The following is a 22,779-nucleotide window of genomic DNA, read 5'->3' on the forward strand; positions in this document are numbered from 1 at the left end:
ACCCAGCCATGGGGTGGGAAGGACGGGTGGGATGCGCCGCGCAGGTCTGGCGCGAGGCGTGGCGATCGGCATGGCCACGCTCGCCGTCGTGTTCGAGCTCACCGACATCTGGGTGACGGCCCAGCTGCCGCAACCCTCGTGGACGCCGCTGCCCTTCGCGCCGGAGGACATGGCGGGCACCGCGTTCCCGGTCTTCGGCGCGATCCTCGTCCACAGCAGGCCGCGGCTGGTGATCGGCTGGCTGCTGTGCGCGGGCGGGCTGAGCGCCGCGGCCAACATCCTGTCCGCGAACCTGTTCCACCTCGTGTACGGCCACCCCGCCGCCGGCTGGCCGGTCGTCAACCTCTCGTGGCACGTCCTGCAGCTCACGCTCGGCGTGCTGCTCCCGCTCCTCTACCCGGTCGGCCGGCTGCTGTCCAGGCGCTGGCGCGGGGTGATCGTGCTGGCCGTCCTGGGCATGGCGCTCGACTGGGGCGCCGTGCTGAGCGGGCAGAAAACGTTTCGGGAGCCGGCCCACCTGATGGTGTCGGCGGCCATGGCGCTGGCGTTCGTCTCGCTCGTGGTGCGGTTCCGGCGCGGGGACGCGGTCGAGCGGCGGCAGCTGCTGTGGTTGCTGGTGACGCTGCCCGGGCTGCTGATCCCGTGGATGCTGGGCGACCCGGTCTGGTGGGTGGCGACGCTGTTCATCCCGCTGATCCCGGCGGCGATCGCGGTGGCGGTGCTGCGCTACCGGCTCTTCGGCATCGACACGCTGATCACCAGGGCGCTGATCGGCACCGGGCTGGCGATCGTGACCACCGGCGTGTACGTGGCGGTGAGCGCCGCCTCCAGCCTGTTCCTGGCCGAGGTGGACCGGGTCGCGGGGATCGCGGCGGCGGTGTTCGCGGGCGCGGCCTTCCAGCCGATGCGGCGCGGCATGCAGCGCGGCGTGGACCGGCTCCTGTACGGCAGCACCGGCGTCCCCGCCGCGCTGGCCGGCCGGCTGCGGCACCGGCTGCAGCACGCCGACCCCGTGCACGGCCTGCTGGCGACGCTGGACGTGCTGCGCGAGGGCCTGTCGGTGACCGGCGTGGCGGTCGAGCTGGACGGCACCACGACCACCTCGGGCTCCCTGGACGCGCCGGCCAGGGTGATCCCGCTCGTGTGGCACGGGGAGCCGGTCGGGCTGCTGCTGGTCGGGCCGACGGACCGGCGCAGGTTCGCGGCGGCGCACGACGAGCGGGTGATCGCGACGCTCACGCCGTACATCGCCGACGCGGCGCACGCCGTGCGCCTGACGGCCGCGCTCCAGCGCTCCCGCGAGCGGATCCTGACCGCGCGCGAGGAGGAGCGGCGGCGGCTGCGCCGCGACCTGCACGACGGGCTCGGCCAGTCGCTCACCGGCATGGCCATGTCGATCAACACGGCGCGGCTGGCCATGCGCAACGCGCCGGAGCGCGCCGAGCGGTTGCTGGCCGACCTGCGGGCCGGCATGGACGCGGTGAGCGGCGACATCAGGCAGCTCGTGTAGGGCCTGCGCCCGCCCGCCCTCGACGAGCTGGGCCTGGCGGGGGCGGTGGAGGAGCTGGCCGGCACGCCGGTCGAGGTCTCCGGCGACCTCGGCGGGCTGCCCGCGGCGGTCGAGGTGGCCGCGTACCGGATCGTCCAGGAGGCGCTCACGAACGCCCGCAAGCACTCCGGCGCCGCCCGGATCGCGATCGCGCTGCGGCGCGAGACCTGCCTGCGGGTGACCGTCACCGACGACGGCGCCGGGATCCCCCCGGACGCGCGGGCGGGCGTCGGGCTGGCCTCGATGCGCGAGCGCGCCGCCGAGCTGGGCGGCACCTGCGTGGTAGGGGAGGCCGAAGGAGGGGGCACCGTTGTCGAGGCGGAGCTGCCGCTGTGAAATTTCGCCATATACCCGAGCTGCTTCTTCCCTCTACAGTTACGCCTGACATGCTGACCTTCACCGCGCTCGGACCGTTCCAAGCCTGGGCCGACGGCGCCCCACTCGATCTCGGCGGCCAGCGGCAGCGGGCGGTGCTCGCGCGCCTGCTCGTCGCCGGCGGCCGCGCCGTGCCCGTGAACACGCTCATCGACGAGCTCTGGCCGGGCAGCCCGCCCGCCCAGGCCCTGTCCACGATCCAGGGCTACGTCTCCCGCCTGCGCCGCGCGCTCGAACCCGGCCGCGCGCCCCGCGAGGAGGCCGGCGTGCTGGTCTCCGCGCCGCCGGGATACGCCCTGCGGGCCCGCACCGATCAGGTCGACGCCTGGCACTTCGAGAGCCTGGTGAAGTCCGACGGCGCGCCGGCGCAGGTGTGGGCGGCCATGGAGACCGCCCTCGGGCTGTGGCGGGGGCCGGCGCTGGCCGAGTTCGAGGAGCTGAGCTGGGCCGCGACCGAGGCGGGCCGGCTGGAGGAGCTGCGGCTGATCGCCGTCGAGCGGCGCGCCGACGCCGGGCTCGCGCTGGGCCGGGCGACGTCGCTGGTGGCGGACCTGGAGGCGCACGCGACGGCGTACCCGCTGCGGGAGGAGGCATGGCGGCTGCTGGCGCTCGCGCTCTACCGGATGGGCCGCCAGGGCGACGCGCTGGCGGCGCTGCGCAGGGCGCGCGCCGTGTGGCGCGACGAGCTGGGACTGGACCTGTCGGCCGGGCTCAGGCGCCTGGAGGGCGACATGCTGGCCCAGCGCCTGGAGGAGCCCGCGCCCCCGCCCCCGCTCATGCCCGGGCCTGGGCCCGGGGCCGCCGACCCGGGCGTGCTGCGCGTGCTGGTGGCCGATGACCAGGCCCTCGTGCGCGCCGGGCTGCGGGCCATGCTGGCGAGCGAGGACGGGGTGGCCCTGGCGGGCGAGGCGGCCAACGGCGAGGAGGCGATCGCGGGCGTCCGCGACACCCGGCCGGACGTGGTGCTGCTCGACATCCAGATGCCGCGCCTGGACGGGCTGGCCGCCGCCCGCCGGATCCTGGCCGGCGAACGGCCGCCGAAGGTCGTGATGATGACCACGTTCGGCAGCGACGAGAACCTGTACGCGGCGCTGCGGGCGGGGGTCAGCGGGTTCGTGCTGAAGACGTCGCCCCCCGAGCAGTTCCTGGCCGCGATCAGGGCCGCGGCGGCCGGGGACGCGCTCATCGACCCCGCGGTCACCACGCGGCTGATCTCGGCGTTCGCCGGGCGTACCGACCCCGACTCGCCCCCGGCGCTGGCCGGGCTCTCCGACGAGCGGCTGGACGTGCTCAAGCTCGTCGCGCGCGGCCTGACCAACCGCCAGATCGGGCAGACGCTGTCGCTGCCCGAGGAGGAGGTGAGCCTCATGGTCAAGTCGCTGCTGGAGCACCTCGGGCTGTTCGACCGGGCGCAGCTGGTGATGGCCGCGTACGAGTCGGGGCTGGTCACTCCTGGCGGGAAATGATCTGCTTTTCGTCGCTTTGACGATAAAAATCGTCCCGTACTAGGCTGTTCGCGTGGCACAACTGCGCATTGCCCTGGCCCAGACGAACCCGACCGTAGGCGACCTGAGCGCCAACGCGGACCGGCTGGTCGCGTGGACCCGCGACGCCGCCGAGCGCGACGCTCACCTGGTCGTCTTCACCGAGATGTTCCTCACCGGCTACCCGGTCGAGGACCTGGTGCTGCGGACGTCCTTCGTGGACGCCAGCATCAGGACTTTGGCGGAAGTTGCGCGCAGGCTGTCCCGGGAGGGCCTGGGCGACCTGCCGGTGGTGGTCGGCTACGTCGACCGCGCCGGGCTGGCGCCGCGGGTCGGGCAGCCGAAGGGCGCCCCGCTGGACGCCGCCGCGCTGCTCTACCGGGGCGAGGTGGTCACCCGCACGGCCAAGCACCACCTGCCGAACTACGGGGTGTTCGACGAATACCGCTATTTCGTCCGCGGTGACCGGCTGCCGGTCTTCCGGCTGCACGGGGTGGACGTGGCGATCGCGGTGTGCGAGGACCTCTGGCAGGAGGGCGGCCCCGTGTCCGTCGTGGGGCAGGCGGGGGCCGGGCTGCTGGTGGTGCCGAACGCCTCCCCGTACGAGAAGGAGAAGGACGACGTACGGCTGGAGCTGTGCGCGCGGCGCGCCCGGGAGGCCGGGTGCGCCCTCGTCTACGTCAACCAGGTCGGCGGGCAGGACGAGCTGGTCTTCGACGGCGACTCGATCGTGGTGGACGGCACGGGCGAGCTGGTGGCGCGGGCCGGCCAGTTCAAGGAGGAGCTCCTGGTCGTGGACCTGGACGGCCTGCCGGTCGCGGACTCGGAGCCGGGCACGTACCCGTACGACGCGGGCGACGGCTCCACGATCACGGTCGAGCGCCTGGTGCTGTCGGACGACCCGGTCGCGCCCTACCCGCCCGTGCCCGCCCCGATCGCGGAGCGGCTGGACCTGCACGGGGAGGTCTACTCGGCGCTGGTGCTCGCGGTGCGCGACTACGTGGCCAAGAACGGCTTCCAGTCGGTCATCCTGGGCCTTTCCGGCGGGATCGACTCGGCCCTGACCGCCACGATCGCCTCCGACGCCATCGGCCCCTCGCGCGTCAACGTGGTGCTCATGCCCTCCCGCTACTCCTCCGACCACTCGCTGGCCGACGCCGAGGAGCTGGTGCGGCGGCAGGGCGTCTCGTCGCGGGTGGCGCCGATCGCCGACATCGTCGACGCGTACGAGAAGGAGATCGAGCTGTCGGGCCTGGCCGCCGAGAACCTCCAGGCCAGGGTGCGCGGCATGATCCTCATGGGGCTGTCCAACGAGCACGGCCACCTGGTGCTGACGACCGGCAACAAGAGCGAGCTGGCCACGGGCTACTCCACCCTCTACGGCGACTCGGCGGGCGGCTTCGCCCCGATCAAGGACGTGCCGAAGACGATGGTGTGGGAGCTGTCCCGGTGGCGCAACGCCCACTCGGACCCCGGGTTCCTGCTCCAGGCCGAGCGGCCGATCCCGGAGAACTCGATCGTGAAGGAGCCGAGCGCCGAGCTGCGGCCGGACCAGCGCGACACCGACTCGCTGCCGCCGTACGAGGTGCTGGACCGGCTGCTGGACGACTACGTGGAGAAGGACATGGGCTCGCAGGAGCTCATCGCGGCCGGCCACGACCCGGCGCTGGTGACGCGGGTGATCCGCCTGGTGGACCTGGCCGAGTACAAGCGGCGCCAGTATCCCCCGGGTCCCAAGATCACCCCGAAGAACTTCGGCCGCGACCGCCGCCTGCCCATCACCAACCGCTGGCGCGAGACCACCACCTGACCCGCCCCGTCCCCGCTCCGGCGGCCCCGGGCGGTCAGTGTGCGGCGGCGAGGGCGAGCGAGGCGCCCGCCAGCGCCAGGAACCCTCCGGGGAAGACGATGTTGCCGAACACCCGGGCGCGGACGTGCACGGCGACCGCGCCCAGGAAGAACAGCACGAGCCCCGTCGCCGCCGCGAGCCCCAGGATCCGGACGCCCAGGAGACCGAGCACGAGCCCGGCCGCCCCGGCGGCCTTCAGCGCGCCCAGCCACGGGACCCAGGACGGCGCGACGCCCACCTGATCCGCGTTGGCGAGAACGGCCTTCGCGCCCGCGAAGTCGGCGATCGCCGCCGCTGCGTTGGCCACGATCGTGACGGCGGTGACCACCACATATGCGGTGAACATACGAACGACCTCCGTTCGATCCGGCGTTCGCTCACCAGCTTTACCGAGTGGCACCCTGGCGTCCAATACCTGCATCTATAACCTGATGGCATGGATGTGGACACGCGGTTGCTGCGCTACTTCATCGCCGTGGCGGAGGAAGGCGGGCTCACCCGCGCCGCCCAGCGGCTTTACGTGTCGCAACCGGCTCTCACCAAGCAGATCAAGCAGCTGGAGGCCCAGCTCGGGGTGCTGCTCTTCACCCGGTCGCGGACCGGGATGTCCCTCACCGAGCCGGGCCGGGCGCTGGCCGAGCGGGCCCCCGAGCTGCTGGCCGCCTGGAACCGGGCGCTGCGCGAGACCCGGCACGCGGCCGACCGCGCGGCCCGCGTGCTGCGGGTCGGCTTCCTGGCCAGCGCCGCCAACGAGGCCACCCAGGAGATCGTGGCCGCCTTCGCGCTCCGCCGGCCGGGCTGGCGGGCCGACATGCGCCAGGCGTCGTGGTCGAACCCCACCGCCGGGCTCGCCGACGGGAGCGTGGACGTCGCGCTGCTCCGCGTACCGTTCCCCGGGCAGGACGGCCTGCGGGTGGAGGTGCTGTTCAGCGAGCCCCGCTGGATCGCCCTGCCCTCGTCGCACCCGCTCGCCACGCGGGACCTGATCCCCTTCAGCGAGCTGTGGGACGAGCCGTTCGTCGCGGCTCCGGAGGAGACGGGCCCGTGGCGGGACTTCTGGGTGGGCGCGGACGAGCGCGACGGCCGTCCTGTGCGCATCGGGGCCGTGGCCGACCAGCCGGACGAATGGCTCAGCGCGATCGCCAACGGCTACGGCGTCGCCCTGGCGCCCGAGTCCGCCGCCCGCTACTACGCGCGGCCCGGCGTCACGTACCGGCCGGTGAGCGGCATCAGCCCGACCCGGGTGGGCGTCGCCTGGGACCCGGCCGACGACGCCGACCCGATCGTCCAGGACTTCGTCCGCTGCTGCCTCGACAGCCGCGTCTCCGCCGACCCCTCTGGCGAAACGCGTAACCAGTAGGTTACGCTTTCCAGGTGGACGAGGTGGCGGGTGCGATCGCGGATCCGGTGCGGCGGCAGATCCTGGTGCTGCTCAGGGACGGGCGGCTGTCCGCCGGCGAGGTCGCCGAGCGCTTCGCGATCAGCCGGCCCGCCGTGAGCCGTCACCTGCGGGTGCTCAGGCAGAGCGGGCTGGTGCGCGCGGAGCTCGTCGGCAGGCAGCGCTTCTACACGCTCGACCCGGGGCCGTTCACCGAGCTCATCGCGTGGCTCACCCCGTTCGTCCGGCCCTCCGGGTGGGAGCACCACCTTGACGCGCTGGAAACAGAGGTCTACCGGATCCGCCGCGAGCGCCGTGACGCCGCCGCGGACAGCAGGAAGGAAGGCACCGCATGAGTCTCATCCCCACAGGCAGGTTGTTCCGTACGGACGGGGGCAGCGACCTCGTCCTCACCCGAACCTTCCGCGCGCCCGCCGAGGACGTGTGGGCCAGCCTCACCGAGCCCGAGCGCACGGCCCGCTGGTTCGGGCCCTGGGAGGGCGACGCGGGGCCCGGGCGCACGATCAAGGTGCAGATGCTCTTCGAGGAGCAGACGCCCTGGTACGACATGCGCATCGACGCCTGCGACCCGCCGCGCCGGCTGGCGGTGTCGTCGCTGGACGAGCACGGGGCCTGGCACCTCGAGCTGCTGCTGTCGGAGGCGGGCGGCACGACGGAGCTGCGCTTCGTCCAGCACCTCGAGACCGAGGACGGCCTCGGCGAGATCGGCCCCGGCTGGGAGTACTACCTGGACCTGCTCGTGGCCTCCCGCGACGGCTCCCCCACGCCGGACTTCGACGACTACTACCCCTCGATGAAGGCGTACTTCACCGGCCTGACCGCCCAGGACGGCCCCGACAAGGCGTGACGAAACGGGCGGCACGGATGCGCCGAACGCACCCATGCCCCTCCCCCACCGGCACCCGTGCCCCACTCCCGCCGACACCCGCGCTCCACTCCCGCCTGCACCCACGCCCCTCCCCCGCCGGCACCCGTGCTCTACTCCCGCCGCCACCCGCTCCGCGACGCAGGCGAGCGTCACGACCGGGCGGGCACCGCAGCCGGCGGGGCGTCCCAACCGGTGGCGTTTCGACCGGCGGGCATCCAGACCAGCGGGCGGAAGATTGTCGGTGGCGGCTGGCACAGTTGGCGCGTGGCCCAACCCCTGAAAGAAATGATCAACGCCCGGTCCGTGTCGGTGCTGGCCGACGGGCTGGCCGCCGCCTGGGCGCCGTTCCCGCGGGACCGCTTCACCGCGCAGGCCCTGGGCGGGCTCGACGGGCTCGAGCTGAAGGCCCGGGTCGCCCACGTCGCCGCGGCCCTGCACGACGCGCTGCCCCTGCCCTACCCGCAGGCGGCCGAGCTGGTGCGCGAGTGCGCCTCGCGGGCGGCGCTGGACATGTGGAGCGGCTGGCCGGCCACCGAGCACACGGCCGTGCACGGGCTCGACCACCTGCACGCGGCGATGGACACGCTGGCCGTGCTCACGCCGTACGCGACGGGCGAGTTCGCCGTGCGCCCCTTCCTGGAGCACCACCGCGACGACGCCCTCAAGATCATGTACGGCTGGGCGGAGTCACCCGACGAGCACCTGCGCCGGCTGGCCTCCGAGGGTTCGCGCCCCCGGCTGCCGTGGGCCGGACGGGTGGGCTGGCTGATGGCCCCGGGCCCGACGCTGCCCCTGCTCGACCGGCTGCGCGACGACCCGAGCGAATACGTCCGCCGCTCGGTCGCCAACCACGTCAACGACCTGGCCAAAGACCATCCCGAGGTCGTGGTCGAGCTGCTGGCGCGGTGGCGCTCCGCCGGCGGCTCATACGTGGAGAAGGTGCTGCGCCACGCCGTGCGCGGGCTGCTGCGCTCCGGCCATCCGGAGGCGCTGACGCTGGTGGGCGCCACACCGGGCAGCGGCTCGGTCGACGCGCTGGCCCTGGAGGGCGACGTCGTGGCGGTGGGCGGAAAGCTGGCCTTCACGGTCACGGTGACGGCGGGGGCGGCGGGGCCGGTGCTGCTGAAATACGCGATCCGGCGGGCGGGCTCGCGCCGCGTGTTCCACCTGGGCCAGCGGGAGGCGGGCAGGGTCGGGGAGACGTTCACCGTACGCAAGAGCCATTCCTTCCGCCCGGTCACGACCCGCGACGAGCCGCCTGGCGCAAGGGAGCTCGACGTGATCGTCAACGGCAGGGTGGCCGCGAGCGTCCCGTTCACCCTGGTGCCCGAGGGGGCCGATTCGTGACGGCGAGATGACCCCGTGGCTGGAGGCGACGCCGTACGGCCGGGGGCGACTTCGTGACCCAGAAGGCCCCGCAACCCAGAAGGCCCCGCAACCCAGGAGGCCCCGCGACCCGGGAGGCCCCGCGACCCAGGGGGCACGTGACCAGGGGGCCCCGCGACCTAGGAGGCCCCATGGACCCGGGAGGCTCGTGACCCGGGACGGGCCCGCAACCCCAGGCGGCGACGCCGTGAGTCCTCACGGGAGGCGATGGCCGTGATCCTGGAAGGCGGAAGCGTGATGGCAGGCGGGAGGCAACGTCATTAGTCCTGACGAAGGCGGAGACGGAGGTGGAGGCGTGACGGAGGCAGCCCGGGAGCCTCGGGACATCGACCTGCTCCGGGTAGAGCTGGGCGTCATCTGGCGCCTCGACGACCGTGGCCGACTGCCCGGGCCGGAGGACGTGGTGATCGGCGTGGCGGCCGACGGCCTGATCGTGGCCGTGGCCGACTCCGTGTCCGACACCCTCGCCGGGCGGCTGCTCGACCTCACCGCGGGAGGCACCCCGTCCCCCTTCGGCACGCCGCCGGACGTGCTCGAGGGCTGCCGGGCACTCCTGGGCGGTGAACGGGTGGCGGTGTCCGGCGGGCCGAGCTACCTGGTGAGGCCACCGGTGCGGTTCGACGTACCGGTGCGGGTGCTCAGGTCGGACGAGCCCGCGCACGTCCGGCTCGTACGCCCCTTACGGCCCGGCAACTGGGCCCCCGAGGAGTGGGAGTCGCTCTGCGACGGCGGTGAAGGCGCACCCTGGGCGATGATCGTCGAGGACGGGCAGGTGGCCGCGATCTGCCATACGGCCCGCTTTACCCCGGCCGGCGCCGAGGCGGGCACCTGGACGTCTCCCCTCTACCGAGGCCGCGGATACGCCGCCGCGACCACCGCCACCTGGGCCGACCTCCTGCCGGGCCTCCAGCTGTTCTACAGCACGAGTGCGGACAACCGCTCCTCACGGCGGGTTGCCGAGCGGCTCGGGCTGCGCGCACTCGGCTGGCTCTGGAAGCTCACCACCTGAAGACCCGACCGCGCCCACACCGACGACGCTCAGCTTCCTCGCGCGGCTGTCCCTGACGGCCACACGCCCCCGTGCGTCCGGAGGACGCCTCAGGGGCCGGTGAGCTCACGGACCCGACCGACCACGCACAGGGCAGACCGACGCACGGGCCCGATCGGCTCAGGGGCGGGGGCGGGGGCGGTGCCTGCGTGGAGGATCTCCTGCTCCCATCGTTCGCGTGGCTGGGTGTGCAGCCGCCAGTAGTGCTCGGCGATGTCGTCCGGGTCGAAGTCCGTGCCCGGCGCGACCGGCCCGGCGACGGTGACGCTGGCCACGTGGACGCCGGACGGCCCGTACTCCTCGTCCAGCATCGTCACCAGCGTCCGCACGCCCGCCTTGCCGAGGGAGAGGCTGACGTAACGTGCCTTGGGTTCGGGCATGCCGCCGGTGACGATGAACGTACCGCTGCCGCGCCGCGCCATCGCGGGCGCCACGTGCGCGGCGGCGACGAGCGCGCCCACCACGTTGACCGCCCACGCGTCGAGCTGCGCCCGCGCGCTCACCTTCCCCGGCGTGTCCGGGCGGATGATCGCGGCGTTGTAGACCACGACGTCCGGTGGGCCCAGCTCGCCCGCCGCCGCGTCGAGCGCGGCGCGCAGCTCGCCCTCGTCGGCGCAGTCGGCCCGGTACGAGAGCGCCCCCTCCAGGTCGAGGTCGTTGCCGGTACGCGAGACGAGGGCCACCGGCAGGCCCTCCTTCGCGAACCGGCGGGCGACGGACCGGCCGATCCCCGGACCCGCCCCGATAATCACCGCTCCCGGCATCATCAGCTCCTTTCACGTTGTTGCGAGTGACAGTCGGACGGTAGGGCGTCACATCGATGTGAAGGTCAAGGGAGCGCATGAGAATCGGTGATCTGGCCCACGAGACCGGGGTGAGCAGGCGGCTGCTGCGCTACTACGAGGAGCAGGGGTTGCTGCGGCCCCGGCGGCTGCCCAACGGATATCGCGAGTACGATGACGCGGACGTGGCCGCCGTGCGCCACATCCGTACGATGCTCGCCGCCGGCCTGCCCACCGCCGTCATCGCGCGGCTGCTGCACTGCGTGCACGACGACGGCGAGCGCATGGTGCCGACCGCCTGCCCCGGCATGGTCAGCAACCTGCGGCGGGAACGCCGGCGCATCGCCGAGACGATCGAGCAGCTCCAGGTCTCGCAGCAGGCCCTCGACACGATGCTCGCCACCGTCCTGGAACAGCGCTGACACCCGGCCCGACGCGCGCCACCGGCGAACGTCTCCACGCGTCCACCGGGATCTCCGGCGAACGTCCGCACGCGTCCACCGGGCTCTCCGGCGGACTGTCCCCGCATGTTGTCCACCCACCCGGAGGACGGCCTCGTGCGGCCTCGGGAGGACGGGGCCACGCGCCGCCAGCCAAGCGCCGCCGGGTAAGCGCCCCGAAGATCAGCCCGGGGTCAGGGCCGTAGGTCGGTTCTCGCCCGGCCGGTGGCCGGGTCCTGCGGGACGGACCGGTGCTGGTGGATCATCAGCCACGCGCCGTCCCGCCGCTGGAACACCCTCGTCGCGCGCGACCAGCTCTCCTCCGACCCGTCGACGCGCACCAGGTCCAGCCCCCACGCCACCGCCATATCCTCCCGGACCATGACCTTCAGCTCGGGAACGTCCAGGGTGACGCCGGCGTCGCCGCCCGCGTCGAGCCCGCGGGCGCAGAACTCGCGCACCGCGTCCACGCCCACGTATTGGAGGGGCACCTCCTGCTCGTACGACACCACGTCGCCGGCGATGGTCGCCATCATGCCGTCGAGGTCGTGGGCGGCGGTGCATTCGTACCACCGCTGGTACACCTGCCGCACCTCCTGCTCGGCCGCCCCCGCGTCCGTGATCGGGAAGGAGTGGTGCTCGTGGGCCACGACCCACTGCCCGCCCTCCTTGCGCAGGCCGAACGTCAGCCGCAGCCGTCGTGAAAGGTCATCAGCGGTGATGCCGCAGCGCAGCAGCGCGTACGCGAAGGCGACGTCGGCCCCCGCCGTGACCTCCAGCGACTCGATCTCGAACAACGCCCCCTGCGCCTGCCACCGCAAGAACGGCGGCCAGGTCTTCCGGTACGCCTCGATGCCCCGGACTCCCTCCTGGGGCGGCGGCACGTCGTACATGACGATGTCGTCGGCGTGCCCGGCGACGACCCCGGCCAGGTCGCACGCGTGCACGGCCTCGGCCCAGCGCTCGATCAGGGTGCGGATCTGCTGCTCATCGGTGTTCATGGTGGGTTCCCTCCGGATCGGATCATCCCGTCGGGACTACAACCCGCCCCGATCCGGAAACTCATCGCGCCCCAGCAGAATCGGCAGCCCGAACTCCGCGAAGTCCGCCGTCAGGAACGAGACCACCTCGGCGATCTCCGTACCGCGCACGACGATCAGGTCCAGGCCGGTCGGCACGTAGCCGTCCCGTTCCTCGTCCCACATGTACGTACCGAACGCCAGCTGCCCGTTCGCCCGCGCCGGCAGGAACCGCCACCGGTGCTTCAGCGGCGCCGCCAGCAGGAAGCCCCGGATGCCGGCGCGGCCCCGGTACCAGGCGGTCAGCGGCGGCATGGAGTATTTCGCGTCCTCGGCCAGCATGGCCACGATGGCGTCGACGTCCCCGGCCTCCCAGGCGGACATGTAGCGCCGGGCGAGCTCCCGCTGGGCCGCCTCGCCGGGCGCGCGCAGGGTCTGCTGCTGGGTGGCCTCGGGAAGCAGCCCCGCCACCTCCTTGCGGGCGCGCTGCAGGGCGCTGTTGACCGCCGCGACCGTGGTGTCGAGCAGGTCGGCGACCTCGCGGGCGGCGTACCCGAGGACGTCGCGCAGCAGCAGCACGGCGCGCTGCACGGCCGACAGGTGCTGCAGCGCCGCCACGAACGCCAGCTCCACGCTCTCCCGCGCCAGCACCCGCGCCTCCGGCTCGAGCCCGGCCGTCCAGCCCATCAGCCGATCGGGGTACGGCTCCAGCCAGGCCACCTCGGTGGCCGGCGCGCCACCGGGGCTGAGATCGGTGGGCAGCTCGCGGCGTCCCCGGCGCTCGATGAGGGTCAGCGACCGGTTCGTCGCGATCTTGTAGAGCCACGCCCGGATCGACCCCCGGTCCTCGAACCGCGCCAGACCCCGCCACGCCCGGTCCAGGGTCTCCTGCACGGCGTCCTCGGCATCGTGAACGGAGCCCAGCATCCGGTAGCAGTGGGCCCGCAGCTCGTCCCGCAACGGCCCGACCAGCCGCCCGAACGCCTTCTCGTCCCCGCCCCGCGCCGCGGCCAGCAATTCCGCCAGCCCCGCGCCGTCATCCTCCTCGGCCCAGGCCCGCCCCATCACCCACCCCATCCGTGTCGCGTGCCAAGCTACCGCGCCACCCACAACCCAGGCAGCGCCGCCCGGACGAGCAACACGCCGTCCCCAGTGACAGCCGAGGCGGGGGACGGCGACCAGCGGCCTCGGGGCTTCTGAGGCGTATAGCTGAGACTTCGTCCCGCTCGACGGAGAGACGGTGCCGGATCTGAGACGATCGTGGTGCCATGACGGAGATGACACATTGCGTCTCGTGCGGCGGCGGCGCCGTGGCCCCCGACGGCCGCTGCTGGGACTGCGGTCACGCGCAACCCGCCTTCCGCGCCCATCTGGAGCTGACAGTGGACGGTGGCGCCGCGGGGGTGAGCGATCGCGGCCTGCGCCGCGCGGTCAACGCGGACGCGATGGCGCTGACCAGGATGGGCGCATGGACGGTCGGCGTGGTCTGCGACGGTGTCTCCATGTCCCCCCGCTCTGAGCGCGCCGCCCAGGTGGCCGCCGAGGCGGGCGCGGCCGCGACGGCCGCGCGCCTGCGTGCGGGCGCGCTGCCGGAGACGGCTCTGACGGAGGGCGCACTCATGGCGGGCCGAGCGGTCGCCGCCCTGGCCGGGATCCGCACGGCCCACCCACCAACCGCCCCGGCCGCACCCGGGACGAGCAACGCGACCCTCCCCACTGGCCCGGCCACACGCCGGCCGACCAGCGCGGTCGCGCCCGCCGAAGCGATCACCTCGCTCGCGGCGGCGGAGCTCGGGGCGCCCGCCTGTACGTACGTTGCGGGCGTCGCCGGTCCGGAAGGCGTCTGGAGCTGCTGGGTGGGCGACAGCCGCGCGTACTGGCTGCCGGACGAGGGCACCGGCATGGCGTTGACCGAGGATGACACCGGCGAGCACGAGGCGCTGTCCGCCTGGCTGGGCGCCGACGCCGGCGCACCGGAGCCGCGCGTCCGCAGCTACCGTCCCTCAGCCCCGGGCCGCCTGCTGCTGTGCACCGACGGCCTCTGGCGCCACCTCCCCGACCCGGGCTCTCTGCGCGCCCACGCCGCCCCGGCGGGCGACCTCCTGAAGGCGGCGCGCGCACTCGTCGAGCACGCCATCGCCGCGGGCGGCCAGGACAACATCACCGCCCTGCTGATCCCCTTCAGGCCGACGGACGTGCCGCGGCGGCCCTGACCCGATCCCGACACGGGTCAGGCCGGTTCAGGTGGCAGGCGGGCTGCGATGCCGTCGAGGATGAGGTCGAGGCCGAGCAGGAACTGGCTGTCGAAGTCGCCGTTGTCCACCTGCGAGTGCCGGGCGAGCTCGGCCTCCCGCTCGTTCAGATGGCCCGCGACCCGGGCCCGGATCTCGGCGTCGGCCGCAGGGGTGCGGACGGTGGCCCACCAGGTGTTCTCGGAGGCGACGAAGCCGTTGACGTAGGAGGACAGGGTCCCTACGGCGGCGGTGAGCTCGGGGCCGGTCAGGCCGGCGCGGGCGAGGGCGGAGTAGAACAGGCGGGAGCGGGCCAGCGCGTTCGGGCCGAGCAGGGGCCGGGTGGCGGTGAGTGCGGGGACCCAGGGGTGGCGGCGCATGACGGCCCGGCTCTGGGTGAGCTGCCCGACCAGGGTGCCGCGCCACGGGCCCGGCTCGCGCGGCTCCTCGATCTCGCCGATCACCTCGTCCAGCGCGAGGTCCAGCACGTCTTCCTTGCTCCGTACGTACTCGTACAGCGACATCGTGCCGGCCCGCAGGCGTGCGGCGAGGGCCCGCATGGAGAACCCGGGCACGCCCTCGGCGTCGAGGAGGCCGACGGCGGCCTCGACGATGCGCTCACGGGACAGCCGCGGCCGGCGCGGACGCCCGTCCTCGCGTAACCAGATCGACTCCGGCATCCCCGACGTCCTTCCGTGCACTGTACGGAAAACCGTACGGCTAGCTTAGGCGGCCCCGAAGGAACGGAGGAACAGTCATGGACTGGGAGCGGGACCACGCGATGCTGGCCCTGCGGATCGACCGCCTGGCGACCGGCGGCCTGTCCGGCACGATGCTCATCTACCGGGGCCCGGCGGAGTGGAGCGACCGGGTCGCGGCCGAGCCGCCCGCCGAGCCCGCCGCGCTGGCGGAGGAGGCCGAACGGCTCATGGAGTGCGCCCCGGACCCCTACCTGGCCGCCCACGTACGGGCGATGCGCGCCGTGGCCGGCCATCTGGGCGGCGAGCGGCTGCCGCTCGCCGAGTACGGCAGGGAGTGCCTGGGCCTGGAGCCGCGGTGGGTGCCGGAGGAGGTGTTCGAGCAGGCGCACGCCGAATTGGACCGGGCCCTGCCGGGGACGCCCGGTTCGCTGGCCGAGCGGTTGCGGGCCTGGCAGGCGGCCCACACGCTGGAGCCGATCGAGCGGCTGCCCGAGCTGGTGGACAGGGCGGTCGCCGAGACGCGGCGCAGGACGAACGCGATCATCCCACTGCCGCCCGGCGAGGTGGTGGAGTGCCGGCTGGTGGAGGGCGTGGGGTTCCACGGGGCGGGCGCCTACGAGGGCGGGCTGAAGTCCACGATCCACATCAACAAGGAGATCCCGTTCAACCTGGCCGACCTGCTGTATCTCGTCGCCCACGAGGGACATCCGGGGCACATCGCCGAGTCGATGCTGAAGGAGGCACACCTCGGGGAGCGGCAGCGGGTGCGGTTCATGCTCTCGCCGTCGTTCGTGCTCAGCGAGGGGCTCGGGCTGCTCGCCGAGGAGCTGCTGTTCCCCGGGGACGAGGCGCAGGTCTGGCTGAACGCGAACGTCCTGCCCGAGGCCGGGATCCGGCCGGACGGGAGCGACTTCGCGGCCGTTCATCATGCCAAGAACGTGCTGTGGGGCGTGTGGGGCAACGCGGCGTTCCTGGCGGCGGAGGGGCGCGGGGAGGCGGAGCTCGCCGCGTATCTCGGGAAGTGGTCGCTCTACGGTGACGGCGAGATCGCGGGCGCGCTCGGGCTGTTCAGGCCGTCGGCGATGCGCCCGTACATATTCGGTTATTTCCATGGATGGGAGCTGCTGCGGCCCTGGGTGACCGGCCCGGACCTGGTCCGCCGCCTGCTCACCGAGCAGCTACTCCCCGCCGACGTCACTCCCTGACGCGCGCCGCGCGATCAGCTGCTCGACGCCGTCGAGCAGCAGGTCGAGGCCGAAGCGGAAGTCCGCGTCGTCCGCCCAGGAGTCGGCACCGTGCATGACGCCCCCGCGCACGGCCGCCGAGAGGGCGGGGTAGGTCTCGGGGTCGAGCACCTCGGCCAGCACCTCGCCGTAGTCGAAGGGGCTGTCGATCCCGCTCTCGTCGAACTCGGCGAACCCCGTGCCCATGGTCTGGACGAGCGCCGCGTCGGTCAGCGCGTAGCCGGTCAGCGCGCTGGCCACGTTGATCTTCTCGCCGTCGTCGAGCCCCGTGCCGTCGAGCGCGGCCAGCGCGCGGTCCAGCCAGAGCAACCGCCGCGGGCCCAGGGGCGGGGCGAACCGGGTGATCACCAGCAGCCACGGGTGCCCGAGCACGAGGTCGCGCTGGGCCCGGGTCCACCGGCCGAGGTAGTCACGCCAGGGCAGGCCGCCCGGGTCCGGCGGGTGGGGCGCCACGTAGTCGGCCATCGAGGTCAGCAGGTCCTCCTTGCTGCCGACGTACCGGTACAGTGCCGTCGCCGCGACCCCCACCCGCGTGGCCACGCTGCCCATCGACACCCCGGCCAGCCCCTCGGAGTCGGCGATCTCGATGGCGGCGGCGGTGATCGTGGCCAGGTCGAGCCGCGGCCGCGGCCCCCTGCGCGACGCCGGCTCGCGCCCCCACATCCGTTGCAGCATGGGGGGAAGCCGCCGTTCCTGCGCCATCCACATCCTCCTCGGCTTGACTCGCTCCTAGGATTCTGCATTACCTTGAAACTATGAACGCCGTACACAGTAGGCCATTCACAGATGCCATTGTCGCCCGGGGACTCACCAAGTCCTTCGGCGACACGCGGGTGCTGACCGGGATCGACCTGACCGTGCCCACCGGGTCGCTGCTGGCCGTACTCGGCCCGAACGGCTCGGGCAAGACCACGACCGTACGGATCCTGACCACGCTGCTCGCCCCCGACGGCGGCACCGCCATGGTGGCCGGGCACGACGTGACCCGGGAAGGCGTGGCGGTCCGCCGCGCCATCGGGCTGGCCGCGCAGCAGGCCACCGTGGACGCCCTGCTGACCGGGCGGGAGAATCTGGAGCTGTTCGCCGGCCTCTACCACCTGGGCCGCCGCCCCGCCCGGAAGCGGGCCGACGAACTGCTGGAGCGCTTCGACCTGGCCGCCGCCGCGAACCGGCGGGCCGGCACGTACTCGGGCGGCATGCGGCGCCGCCTGGACCTGGCGGCCAGCATGGTGTCGGCGCCGCCGATCCTGTTCCTCGACGAGCCCACGACCGGGCTCGACCCGCGCAGCCGGGCCGAGCTGTGGTCGGTGATCCGCGAGCTGCTCGGGTCCGGCACCACCATCCTGCTCACCACGCAGTACCTGGAGGAGGCCGACCACCTCGCCGACCGCGTCGTGGTCATCAACGGCGGCCGGGTCGTCGCCGACGACTCCCCCGCGGCGCTGAAGCGCCAGGTCGGCTCGGAACGCCTGGCGCTGCGCCTGGCACAGGCCGCCGACCTGCCCCGCGCGGGCGCCGCCCTGACCGGCTTCGGCGCGCACCTCGACGCCGAAGCAGGGGAGGTCACGCTGGCCGTCCAGGACCCCGACCACCTGCGCCGCACGCTGGAGGTGCTGCACGGGGCGGGCATCGCCGTCGAGCACGTGGAGCTGCGCACGCCCACCCTCGACGACGTCTTCTTCGAGCTCACGGCGGCCGCGGCATGAGCACCCCCATCACCGCCGCGGGCGACCTGAGCCGCCTGGTCGTCCGCGACCTGCGCCGCGAGCTGCGCGTCCTGGACGGCCTGATCGTGAACACGGCCCTGCCCGTGATGATCATGGTCCTCTTCGTGTACGTGTTCGGCGGCGCGATCACGACCGGCTCCAGCGGCCTCGACTACATCGACTTCGTCGTGCCCGCCGTGCTGCTCATGTCCGGCGGGTACGGCGCCGCGCTGACCGCCGTGACCATCTCCGACGACATGACCGGAGGCATGATCGACCGCTTCCGCACCCTGCCCATCAGCGGCTGGGTGGTCCCGGCGGGGCACGTCGTGGCCTCGGTGATCCGCAACGTGGCGTCCTCCGCCATCGCGCTGGCCGCCGCGCTCCTGCTGGGCTTCCGCTCCGACGCCACGCTCGCCGACTGGGCGCTGGTGCTGGCCCTGGTGATCGGGTACGTGCTGGCCATGTCCGCGCTGGCGGCGGTCTGGGGCCTGCTGGTCAGGTCGTCCCAGGCGGCCGGGGCGTTCAGCTTCTTCGTGCTCTTCCTGCCGTACGTGTCGGACGGCATCGTGCCCGCCGAGACCATGCCGGGCGTGCTGCGGGCGTTCGCCACCCACCAGCCGCTCACGCCGATCATCGAGACGATGCGGGGGCTGCTGCTGGACCTGCCCATGGGCTCGTCGGGGGCGGTGGCCACGGCGTGGCTGGCGGGCACGGTCGTGCTCGCCCTGCCGGTGGCGGCGGTGCTGTTCCGCCGCAGGACCGCGTCAGGCGGCTAGCGGGGCGTCAGGCGGCCAGAAGGAGGGTCAGGCCGCCGACCGTGTAGCAGACCATCAGCACGAACAGCGGGATCTGCCCGGCGACCGCGCGGGCGGGCGGCAGCAGGCGCACCGAGCGGTCGTGGGCGGCCACCACGCCGGCGACGTGGCCGAGCACGATGGCCAGCACCTGCACGGTGGCGATCGTCGCCGGCGCGACGGCGTTCAGGTCCGGCTCGGCGTCCAGGCCGAGCGCCAGGGCGACGGCGTGCCGGCCCTCGACGACCAGCAGCGAGAAGTAGTGCGCGATCAGGTAGCCGACGGCGATGGGCAGCAGCGAGTGGGCGAAGCGGGCGGCCAGCCCTCTCCTGCCGCCGATCAGCCCGGCCGCGCCGAGGCAGGCGGCGTACAGGACGGCCACGCCGGCCACGGCCGCCAGCAGGCCGAGCGTGCCCAGGCCGGTGCGGCCGAGCGGCCCGGACTGCAGGGCGTCCACCCAGACGGGGGCCGAGGAGAAGCCGTCGTAGCCGGTGCTGCCGAGCAGCACGCAGACCGTGGCGACCAGGCCGGGGGCGGGCTCGACGGCGTCGAGGCCGTCGAACGGGTTGCGCAGCACCCGCCTGCCGTCGGCGCGCCGGCCGAGCGGCGACAGGTGGCCGATCAGGGTCGAGTACACCTCGAACGGGTCGCCCCGCTCCAGCCAGGCGTGGCCGTAGACGAGGGTGCCGGCCAGCTGCGCGGCGCCGTACAGGGTGAGGAAGGTCAGCAGGGTGAGGGGCGCGGCGGGCTCGGGGGCGGCCAGCTCCATCCACGTGAACGCGAGCAGGCCCGCGGCCGCGGGCCAGTAGCCGAGCCCCGGCGGGTACGGGCGGCGCGGCCGGTCCGGCAGCAGCCGGAACGGGTTCAGCGCCCGCCACACCGGCCCGAGCAGCAGCGACGCCGGCACGAGGCCGACCCAGAAGAGCACGTACACCAGGTACGGCCCCGCGTTCTCCGTGTCCGGGCCGACCGCGAGCCAGCCGAGGGTGTGGACGGCGGCCAGCAGGGTCAGGACGCGGGCGGGGCGCGCGGGCAGGCGTACGGGGATCACCCGGCCGGCCAGGTCGCCGCGGAAGCGCGAGTCGGCCCAGAGCAGGCCGAGGGCCAGGAACGACACGACGAGCGCCGCGAACGCGCCCGCGTAGGCGTAGAAGAGCGGGATCGGCAGGTCGGCGCGCTCGCCGACACCGTGCGCGAGCACGCCCACCGGTCCGGGACCGCCGCCGGGTGCGAGCACGCCCACCGGCTCGGTGTCGCCCGGTACGAGCACGCCCGCCACCGGCGAGCCGACCGGGTCCGCCGTCATCGGACGGCCAGTTGTGTCAGGACCAGCCTGCTCCCGTGGGTCTCCACCTGGAACACCCCGGTCAGGTCCGCCGTGAACCGCACGGTCGCGGGCACGCCGGGCCGCAGCTCGGCCGTGATGTCGTACCCGTGGACGTGCACCTCGTCGGCCACGTCGCTGGTGACGGTGATGCCGACCTGGCGTCCCTTGCCCACCTCCAGCCAGCCGGGAGCCGGGCTGACCCGGCCGCGCGCGATGGTGATCTCCGCGTCCGCCCGCCCGCTCGGCGCGCCCGTCGCCACCTCGTGGCTGTTGCCGGGGTCGCGGTGGCCCTGCGCCAGCGGCCCGCACCCCGCCACCAGCACGCACGCCAGCACGGGGACCAGGCCGCCTCTCACGCGGAGACCTCGGCCCCGGCGGGCCGCTCCTCCGCCGCGGCCCGGCCGCGCCCGGGCGCCAGCACCACGACGGCGCACAGCACCCAGAACCCGGTGACCAGCCCCCGGATCCACCCCGGCCCCAGCGGGATGACCGGAATCAGGTACACCAGCCGGTCGAACGCGTCCACGCAGGCCAGCACGCCCACCACGATCGTGGACCAGCCGAACACCGGCCGCCCGGCCCGCAGCGCCGCCCCCAGGCACAACCACCACGCCCCCATGAGCAGCAACGCCACCCCCGCCTGCGCCGAGCTGCCCAGGGCCCCGGCCACGACGTCGAGCGCCAGCCCGACCGCCCCCGCCGCGGTCCCGGCCACGACGAGCCGGTCCCGGCGCAGGCCGATCGCCGCCGGCCCGGCCGCCACCCCGCTCCCCGGCGACGTTTCCCCACCGCCGCCGTACTGCCGGGCGATCCGCCGCGATCGCCACCAGAACAGCCCCGCCAGCAGCCCCAGCACCACCGACCCGCCCAGGGCGAGCTGGGCCTCCACCTTGCCCAGCCCCGAAGCGCCGAACCAGTCGCACCCGGCGGGCAGCCGCGCCTCGAAGGCGCTGAAGTCGGCGCACAGATACAGCTTCACCAGCTTGACCGGCTCGGCCAGCAGCCGGTTCGACCCGCCCGACAGCGCGGGCGCCGCCGCCGCGCAGACCGGCAGCACGGCGGGCGAGGACGCGCCCACGTCCCCCTGCCAGCAGTTGCCCGTGCCCTGCCCGTCCCACCACACGTCCAGCCCGTTCGGCCGCCGCTCCCCCGCCGGGCCCACGCCGAACACGTTGCCCTCGTAGCGGTTGTGGTCCGACGTGTCGGCCTGCTTGGCCAGGTCGTTCTCGCCCCTGATGAACGCCGGCACGCCGAAGAGCTGGAACGCCGCCCGCCGATGCCCCCAGACCTGGTTGCCGGCGAAGACGTTGTAGTTGCCGCCCGCCACGATCACGCCCGTCCCCGGCGGCACGCCCACCTGCGAGCACACCACGCCCCGCTCGTATCCGCGCTCGGCGGGGGGCTTGGCGCAGGTGCCGTCCCGGGTGTGCCGGTAGTAGTCGCGGTTGTTGTCGTAGATCTTGTTGTTCTCGAACCTGGCGTGGTTCTGCGGCAGGCCGGGGTGGGAGGGCCAGAGGCTGTCCATCGTGGCGCCGACCATGTTGTCGTAGAACTCGTTGTCGTGCACCCAGAGCGAGTCGCCGGCGGTGCCCAAATAGCCGAGCGCGTTGTCGTGGCTCTTGCACCGGCGGATCTCGATGGCGTAGCGGGGGACGTCGTGGCCCCGGCCCTCGTTCAGGTTGGAGGAGCTGCCGGGGTAGAGGCCGCCGTCGCCGTTGCCGTACGCCTCGCAGTCGGTGTACAGGCCGTGGTCGCTGGCGAAGGTGAGGAAGCCGTACTCGTCGTTCCACCGGGTCAGTACGCGGTCGATGACGAAGCCGTCGGTCTCCAGGACGTACAGGGAGTTGAACGTCGTGCGCTGGGCGGTCAGGTTCCGGAAGTAGACGCCGTCGGCGCGGTCGGCGCGGATGGCGTTGAGCTTGCGGTATTCGGCGTCGACGATCACGTCCAGCGGGCCGGCGCCGGTGCCCTCGATCTGGAGGTCGCGCTTGCCGAGGATGGCGACCAGGTTCTGGTTGTGCGGGCACTGGAGTTGCTGCTCGTAGCTGAGGATCTGGTAGCCCCAGTCCGACCGGCGGGCGGGGAGGTTGGCGCAGTCGCCGGTGGGCGCGGGCTGGCTGGGCTCCTCCCGGTAGAGGCCGGGGAGGAGGGCGATGGTCATTCCGGGCCGGTCGACCTGGTCGACGGCCTCTTGCAGGTGCCGGACCCCTTTTTCCTGACATTTCGCGAAAAGGTCAAGGTTGCGGGCTTTGAGGTCCGCCGGAAAATTCGCGATCCGACGCTCGAAGTCTGCTTTGTCGGACTTGCAGACCAGCAGGTCCGGCTCGCCCGTCCGCAGCACCGGCACCGTACCCGTGCCGTCGGGGAACGTGACCGGGCGCTCCTCGTGGGCCAGGGCGGCCCCGCCGGGTAACAGCAGGCCCGACGCGAGCACGACGATCAACGCGAATTTTCGCATGGGGGGCATGGTCGCGAGAGTAGAACAAGGCTCATGTTCTGCCTAGGCCGGAACGACCGGCCGGAACGCCGGAACGCCTCACGAAGGCACCGTCAGGTGCGCCTTCGTGAGGCGTT

General features: G+C 73.5%; 23 protein-coding genes. 14 read left to right on the forward strand and 9 right to left on the reverse strand.

Annotated elements, in window-relative coordinates; translation table 11 throughout:
* The first annotated feature begins 31 nt into the window (after positions 1–31).
* From ACTWPW_RS01980 to ACTWPW_RS01995, 4 genes are read left to right on the forward strand one after another with little or no spacing between them, the layout of a single operon-like run.
* The gene (locus ACTWPW_RS01980) at positions 32–1,510 is read left to right on the forward strand and encodes a histidine kinase (protein ID WP_443167774.1); all 1,479 of its coding nucleotides are present in this window, start codon (positions 32–34) and stop codon (positions 1,508–1,510) included.
* Positions 1,511–1,555: 45 nt separating this feature from the next.
* Entirely contained in the window at positions 1,556–1,885 is a 330-nt protein-coding gene (locus ACTWPW_RS01985) for a sensor histidine kinase (RefSeq protein WP_443167775.1), read from the forward strand.
* 50 nt (positions 1,886–1,935) lie between these two features.
* On the forward strand, positions 1,936–3,390 hold the full coding sequence (locus tag ACTWPW_RS01990; protein ID WP_443167776.1) for a BTAD domain-containing putative transcriptional regulator: 1,455 nt from the start codon (positions 1,936–1,938) through the stop codon (positions 3,388–3,390).
* A 52-nt stretch (positions 3,391–3,442) separates the two neighbouring features.
* Positions 3,443–5,218 (forward strand): NAD+ synthase, encoded by a 1,776-nt coding sequence (locus ACTWPW_RS01995; RefSeq protein ID WP_375109070.1) that lies wholly within the window; start codon positions 3,443–3,445, stop codon positions 5,216–5,218.
* A gap of 34 nt (positions 5,219–5,252) precedes the next feature.
* Here ACTWPW_RS01995 and ACTWPW_RS02000 read toward each other — a convergent pair whose 3' ends face one another.
* Positions 5,253–5,603, reverse strand: a complete 351-nt coding sequence (locus tag ACTWPW_RS02000; RefSeq protein ID WP_443167777.1) for a DoxX family protein — start codon at positions 5,601–5,603, stop codon at positions 5,253–5,255.
* Between the two features lie 90 nt (positions 5,604–5,693).
* On the opposite strand from ACTWPW_RS02000, the gene ACTWPW_RS02005 reads away from it, so the two are divergent.
* The 5 genes from ACTWPW_RS02005 to ACTWPW_RS02025 all read left to right on the forward strand — a co-directional run bounded on the left by ACTWPW_RS02005 (position 5,694) and on the right by ACTWPW_RS02025 (position 9,919).
* On the forward strand, positions 5,694–6,617 hold the full coding sequence (locus ACTWPW_RS02005; protein WP_443167778.1) for a LysR family transcriptional regulator: 924 nt from the start codon (positions 5,694–5,696) through the stop codon (positions 6,615–6,617).
* A gap of 14 nt (positions 6,618–6,631) precedes the next feature.
* Entirely contained in the window at positions 6,632–6,991 is a 360-nt protein-coding gene (locus tag ACTWPW_RS02010; protein WP_443167779.1) for a metalloregulator ArsR/SmtB family transcription factor, read from the forward strand.
* On the forward strand, positions 6,988–7,503 hold the full coding sequence (locus ACTWPW_RS02015; protein ID WP_375109066.1) for an SRPBCC family protein: 516 nt from the start codon (positions 6,988–6,990) through the stop codon (positions 7,501–7,503). Before ACTWPW_RS02010 ends, ACTWPW_RS02015 begins: the two co-directional genes overlap by 4 nt.
* 285 nt (positions 7,504–7,788) lie before the next feature.
* Positions 7,789–8,871, forward strand: a complete 1,083-nt coding sequence (locus ACTWPW_RS02020; RefSeq protein ID WP_443167780.1) for a DNA alkylation repair protein — start codon at positions 7,789–7,791, stop codon at positions 8,869–8,871.
* A gap of 334 nt (positions 8,872–9,205) precedes the next feature.
* Positions 9,206–9,919 (forward strand): GNAT family N-acetyltransferase, encoded by a 714-nt coding sequence (locus ACTWPW_RS02025; protein ID WP_443167781.1) that lies wholly within the window; start codon positions 9,206–9,208, stop codon positions 9,917–9,919.
* Positions 9,920–10,008: 89 nt separating this feature from the next.
* Here the strand turns inward: ACTWPW_RS02025 and ACTWPW_RS02030 are convergent, their stop codons facing one another.
* Positions 10,009–10,725 (reverse strand): SDR family NAD(P)-dependent oxidoreductase, encoded by a 717-nt coding sequence (locus tag ACTWPW_RS02030; protein ID WP_443167782.1) that lies wholly within the window; start codon positions 10,723–10,725, stop codon positions 10,009–10,011.
* A 74-nt stretch (positions 10,726–10,799) separates the two neighbouring features.
* Between ACTWPW_RS02030 and ACTWPW_RS02035 the strand changes: the two genes are divergently transcribed.
* The gene (locus ACTWPW_RS02035; RefSeq protein WP_443167783.1) at positions 10,800–11,162 is read left to right on the forward strand and encodes a MerR family transcriptional regulator; all 363 of its coding nucleotides are present in this window, start codon (positions 10,800–10,802) and stop codon (positions 11,160–11,162) included.
* Between the two features lie 212 nt (positions 11,163–11,374).
* On the opposite strand, the gene ACTWPW_RS02040 is transcribed toward ACTWPW_RS02035, so the two are convergent.
* Together ACTWPW_RS02040 and ACTWPW_RS02045 are read right to left on the reverse strand one after the other, a co-directional pair.
* Positions 11,375–12,181 (reverse strand): nuclear transport factor 2 family protein, encoded by an 807-nt coding sequence (locus tag ACTWPW_RS02040; protein ID WP_443167784.1) that lies wholly within the window; start codon positions 12,179–12,181, stop codon positions 11,375–11,377.
* A 36-nt stretch (positions 12,182–12,217) separates the two neighbouring features.
* Entirely contained in the window at positions 12,218–13,264 is a 1,047-nt protein-coding gene (locus tag ACTWPW_RS02045) for a sigma-70 family RNA polymerase sigma factor (protein WP_443167785.1), read from the reverse strand.
* Positions 13,265–13,467: 203 nt separating this feature from the next.
* Between ACTWPW_RS02045 and ACTWPW_RS02050 the strand changes: the two genes are divergently transcribed.
* Positions 13,468–14,412, forward strand: a complete 945-nt coding sequence (locus tag ACTWPW_RS02050; RefSeq protein ID WP_375109059.1) for a PP2C family protein-serine/threonine phosphatase — start codon at positions 13,468–13,470, stop codon at positions 14,410–14,412.
* 17 nt (positions 14,413–14,429) lie between these two features.
* Here the strand turns inward: ACTWPW_RS02050 and ACTWPW_RS02055 are convergent, their stop codons facing one another.
* Positions 14,430–15,110, reverse strand: a complete 681-nt coding sequence (locus tag ACTWPW_RS02055) for a TetR/AcrR family transcriptional regulator (protein WP_443167786.1) — start codon at positions 15,108–15,110, stop codon at positions 14,430–14,432.
* 77 nt (positions 15,111–15,187) lie between these two features.
* Between ACTWPW_RS02055 and ACTWPW_RS02060 the strand changes: the two genes are divergently transcribed.
* A complete protein-coding gene (locus ACTWPW_RS02060; protein ID WP_443167787.1) occupies positions 15,188–16,336 on the forward strand; it encodes a hypothetical protein in 1,149 nt (382 codons plus the stop codon).
* Here the strand turns inward: ACTWPW_RS02060 and ACTWPW_RS02065 are convergent.
* Positions 16,310–17,077 carry a TetR/AcrR family transcriptional regulator gene (locus ACTWPW_RS02065; RefSeq protein WP_443167788.1) on the reverse strand — a complete coding sequence of 256 codons (768 nt, stop codon included), beginning with the start codon at positions 17,075–17,077 and terminating at the stop codon, positions 16,310–16,312. The two genes, ACTWPW_RS02060 and ACTWPW_RS02065, sit on opposite strands and share 27 nt — an antisense overlap.
* Positions 17,078–17,130: 53 nt before the next feature.
* Between ACTWPW_RS02065 and ACTWPW_RS02070 the strand changes: the two genes are divergently transcribed.
* Together ACTWPW_RS02070 and ACTWPW_RS02075 are read left to right on the forward strand one after the other, a co-directional pair.
* Entirely contained in the window at positions 17,131–18,081 is a 951-nt protein-coding gene (locus tag ACTWPW_RS02070) for an ATP-binding cassette domain-containing protein (RefSeq protein ID WP_443167789.1), read from the forward strand.
* Positions 18,078–18,860, forward strand: coding sequence for an ABC transporter permease (locus tag ACTWPW_RS02075; protein WP_443167790.1), 783 nt, complete (start codon positions 18,078–18,080; stop codon positions 18,858–18,860). The genes ACTWPW_RS02070 and ACTWPW_RS02075 overlap by 4 nt, the downstream gene beginning before the upstream one ends.
* A gap of 7 nt (positions 18,861–18,867) precedes the next feature.
* Here ACTWPW_RS02075 and ACTWPW_RS02080 read toward each other — a convergent pair whose 3' ends face one another.
* From ACTWPW_RS02080 to ACTWPW_RS02090, 3 genes are read right to left on the reverse strand one after another with little or no spacing between them, the layout of a single operon-like run.
* On the reverse strand, positions 18,868–20,184 hold the full coding sequence (locus ACTWPW_RS02080; RefSeq protein WP_443167791.1) for a hypothetical protein: 1,317 nt from the start codon (positions 20,182–20,184) through the stop codon (positions 18,868–18,870).
* Entirely contained in the window at positions 20,181–20,561 is a 381-nt protein-coding gene (locus ACTWPW_RS02085) for a hypothetical protein (protein WP_375109052.1), read from the reverse strand. Before ACTWPW_RS02085 ends, ACTWPW_RS02080 begins: the two co-directional genes overlap by 4 nt.
* Positions 20,558–22,663, reverse strand: a complete 2,106-nt coding sequence (locus ACTWPW_RS02090; RefSeq protein WP_443167792.1) for a right-handed parallel beta-helix repeat-containing protein — start codon at positions 22,661–22,663, stop codon at positions 20,558–20,560. Before ACTWPW_RS02090 ends, ACTWPW_RS02085 begins: the two co-directional genes overlap by 4 nt.
* Between the last annotated feature and the right edge of the window lie 116 nt (positions 22,664–22,779).

It is taken from the genome of Nonomuraea sp. KM90 (genome assembly GCF_052246675.1).
Classification (GTDB): Bacteria; Actinomycetota; Actinomycetes; order Streptosporangiales; family Streptosporangiaceae; genus Nonomuraea.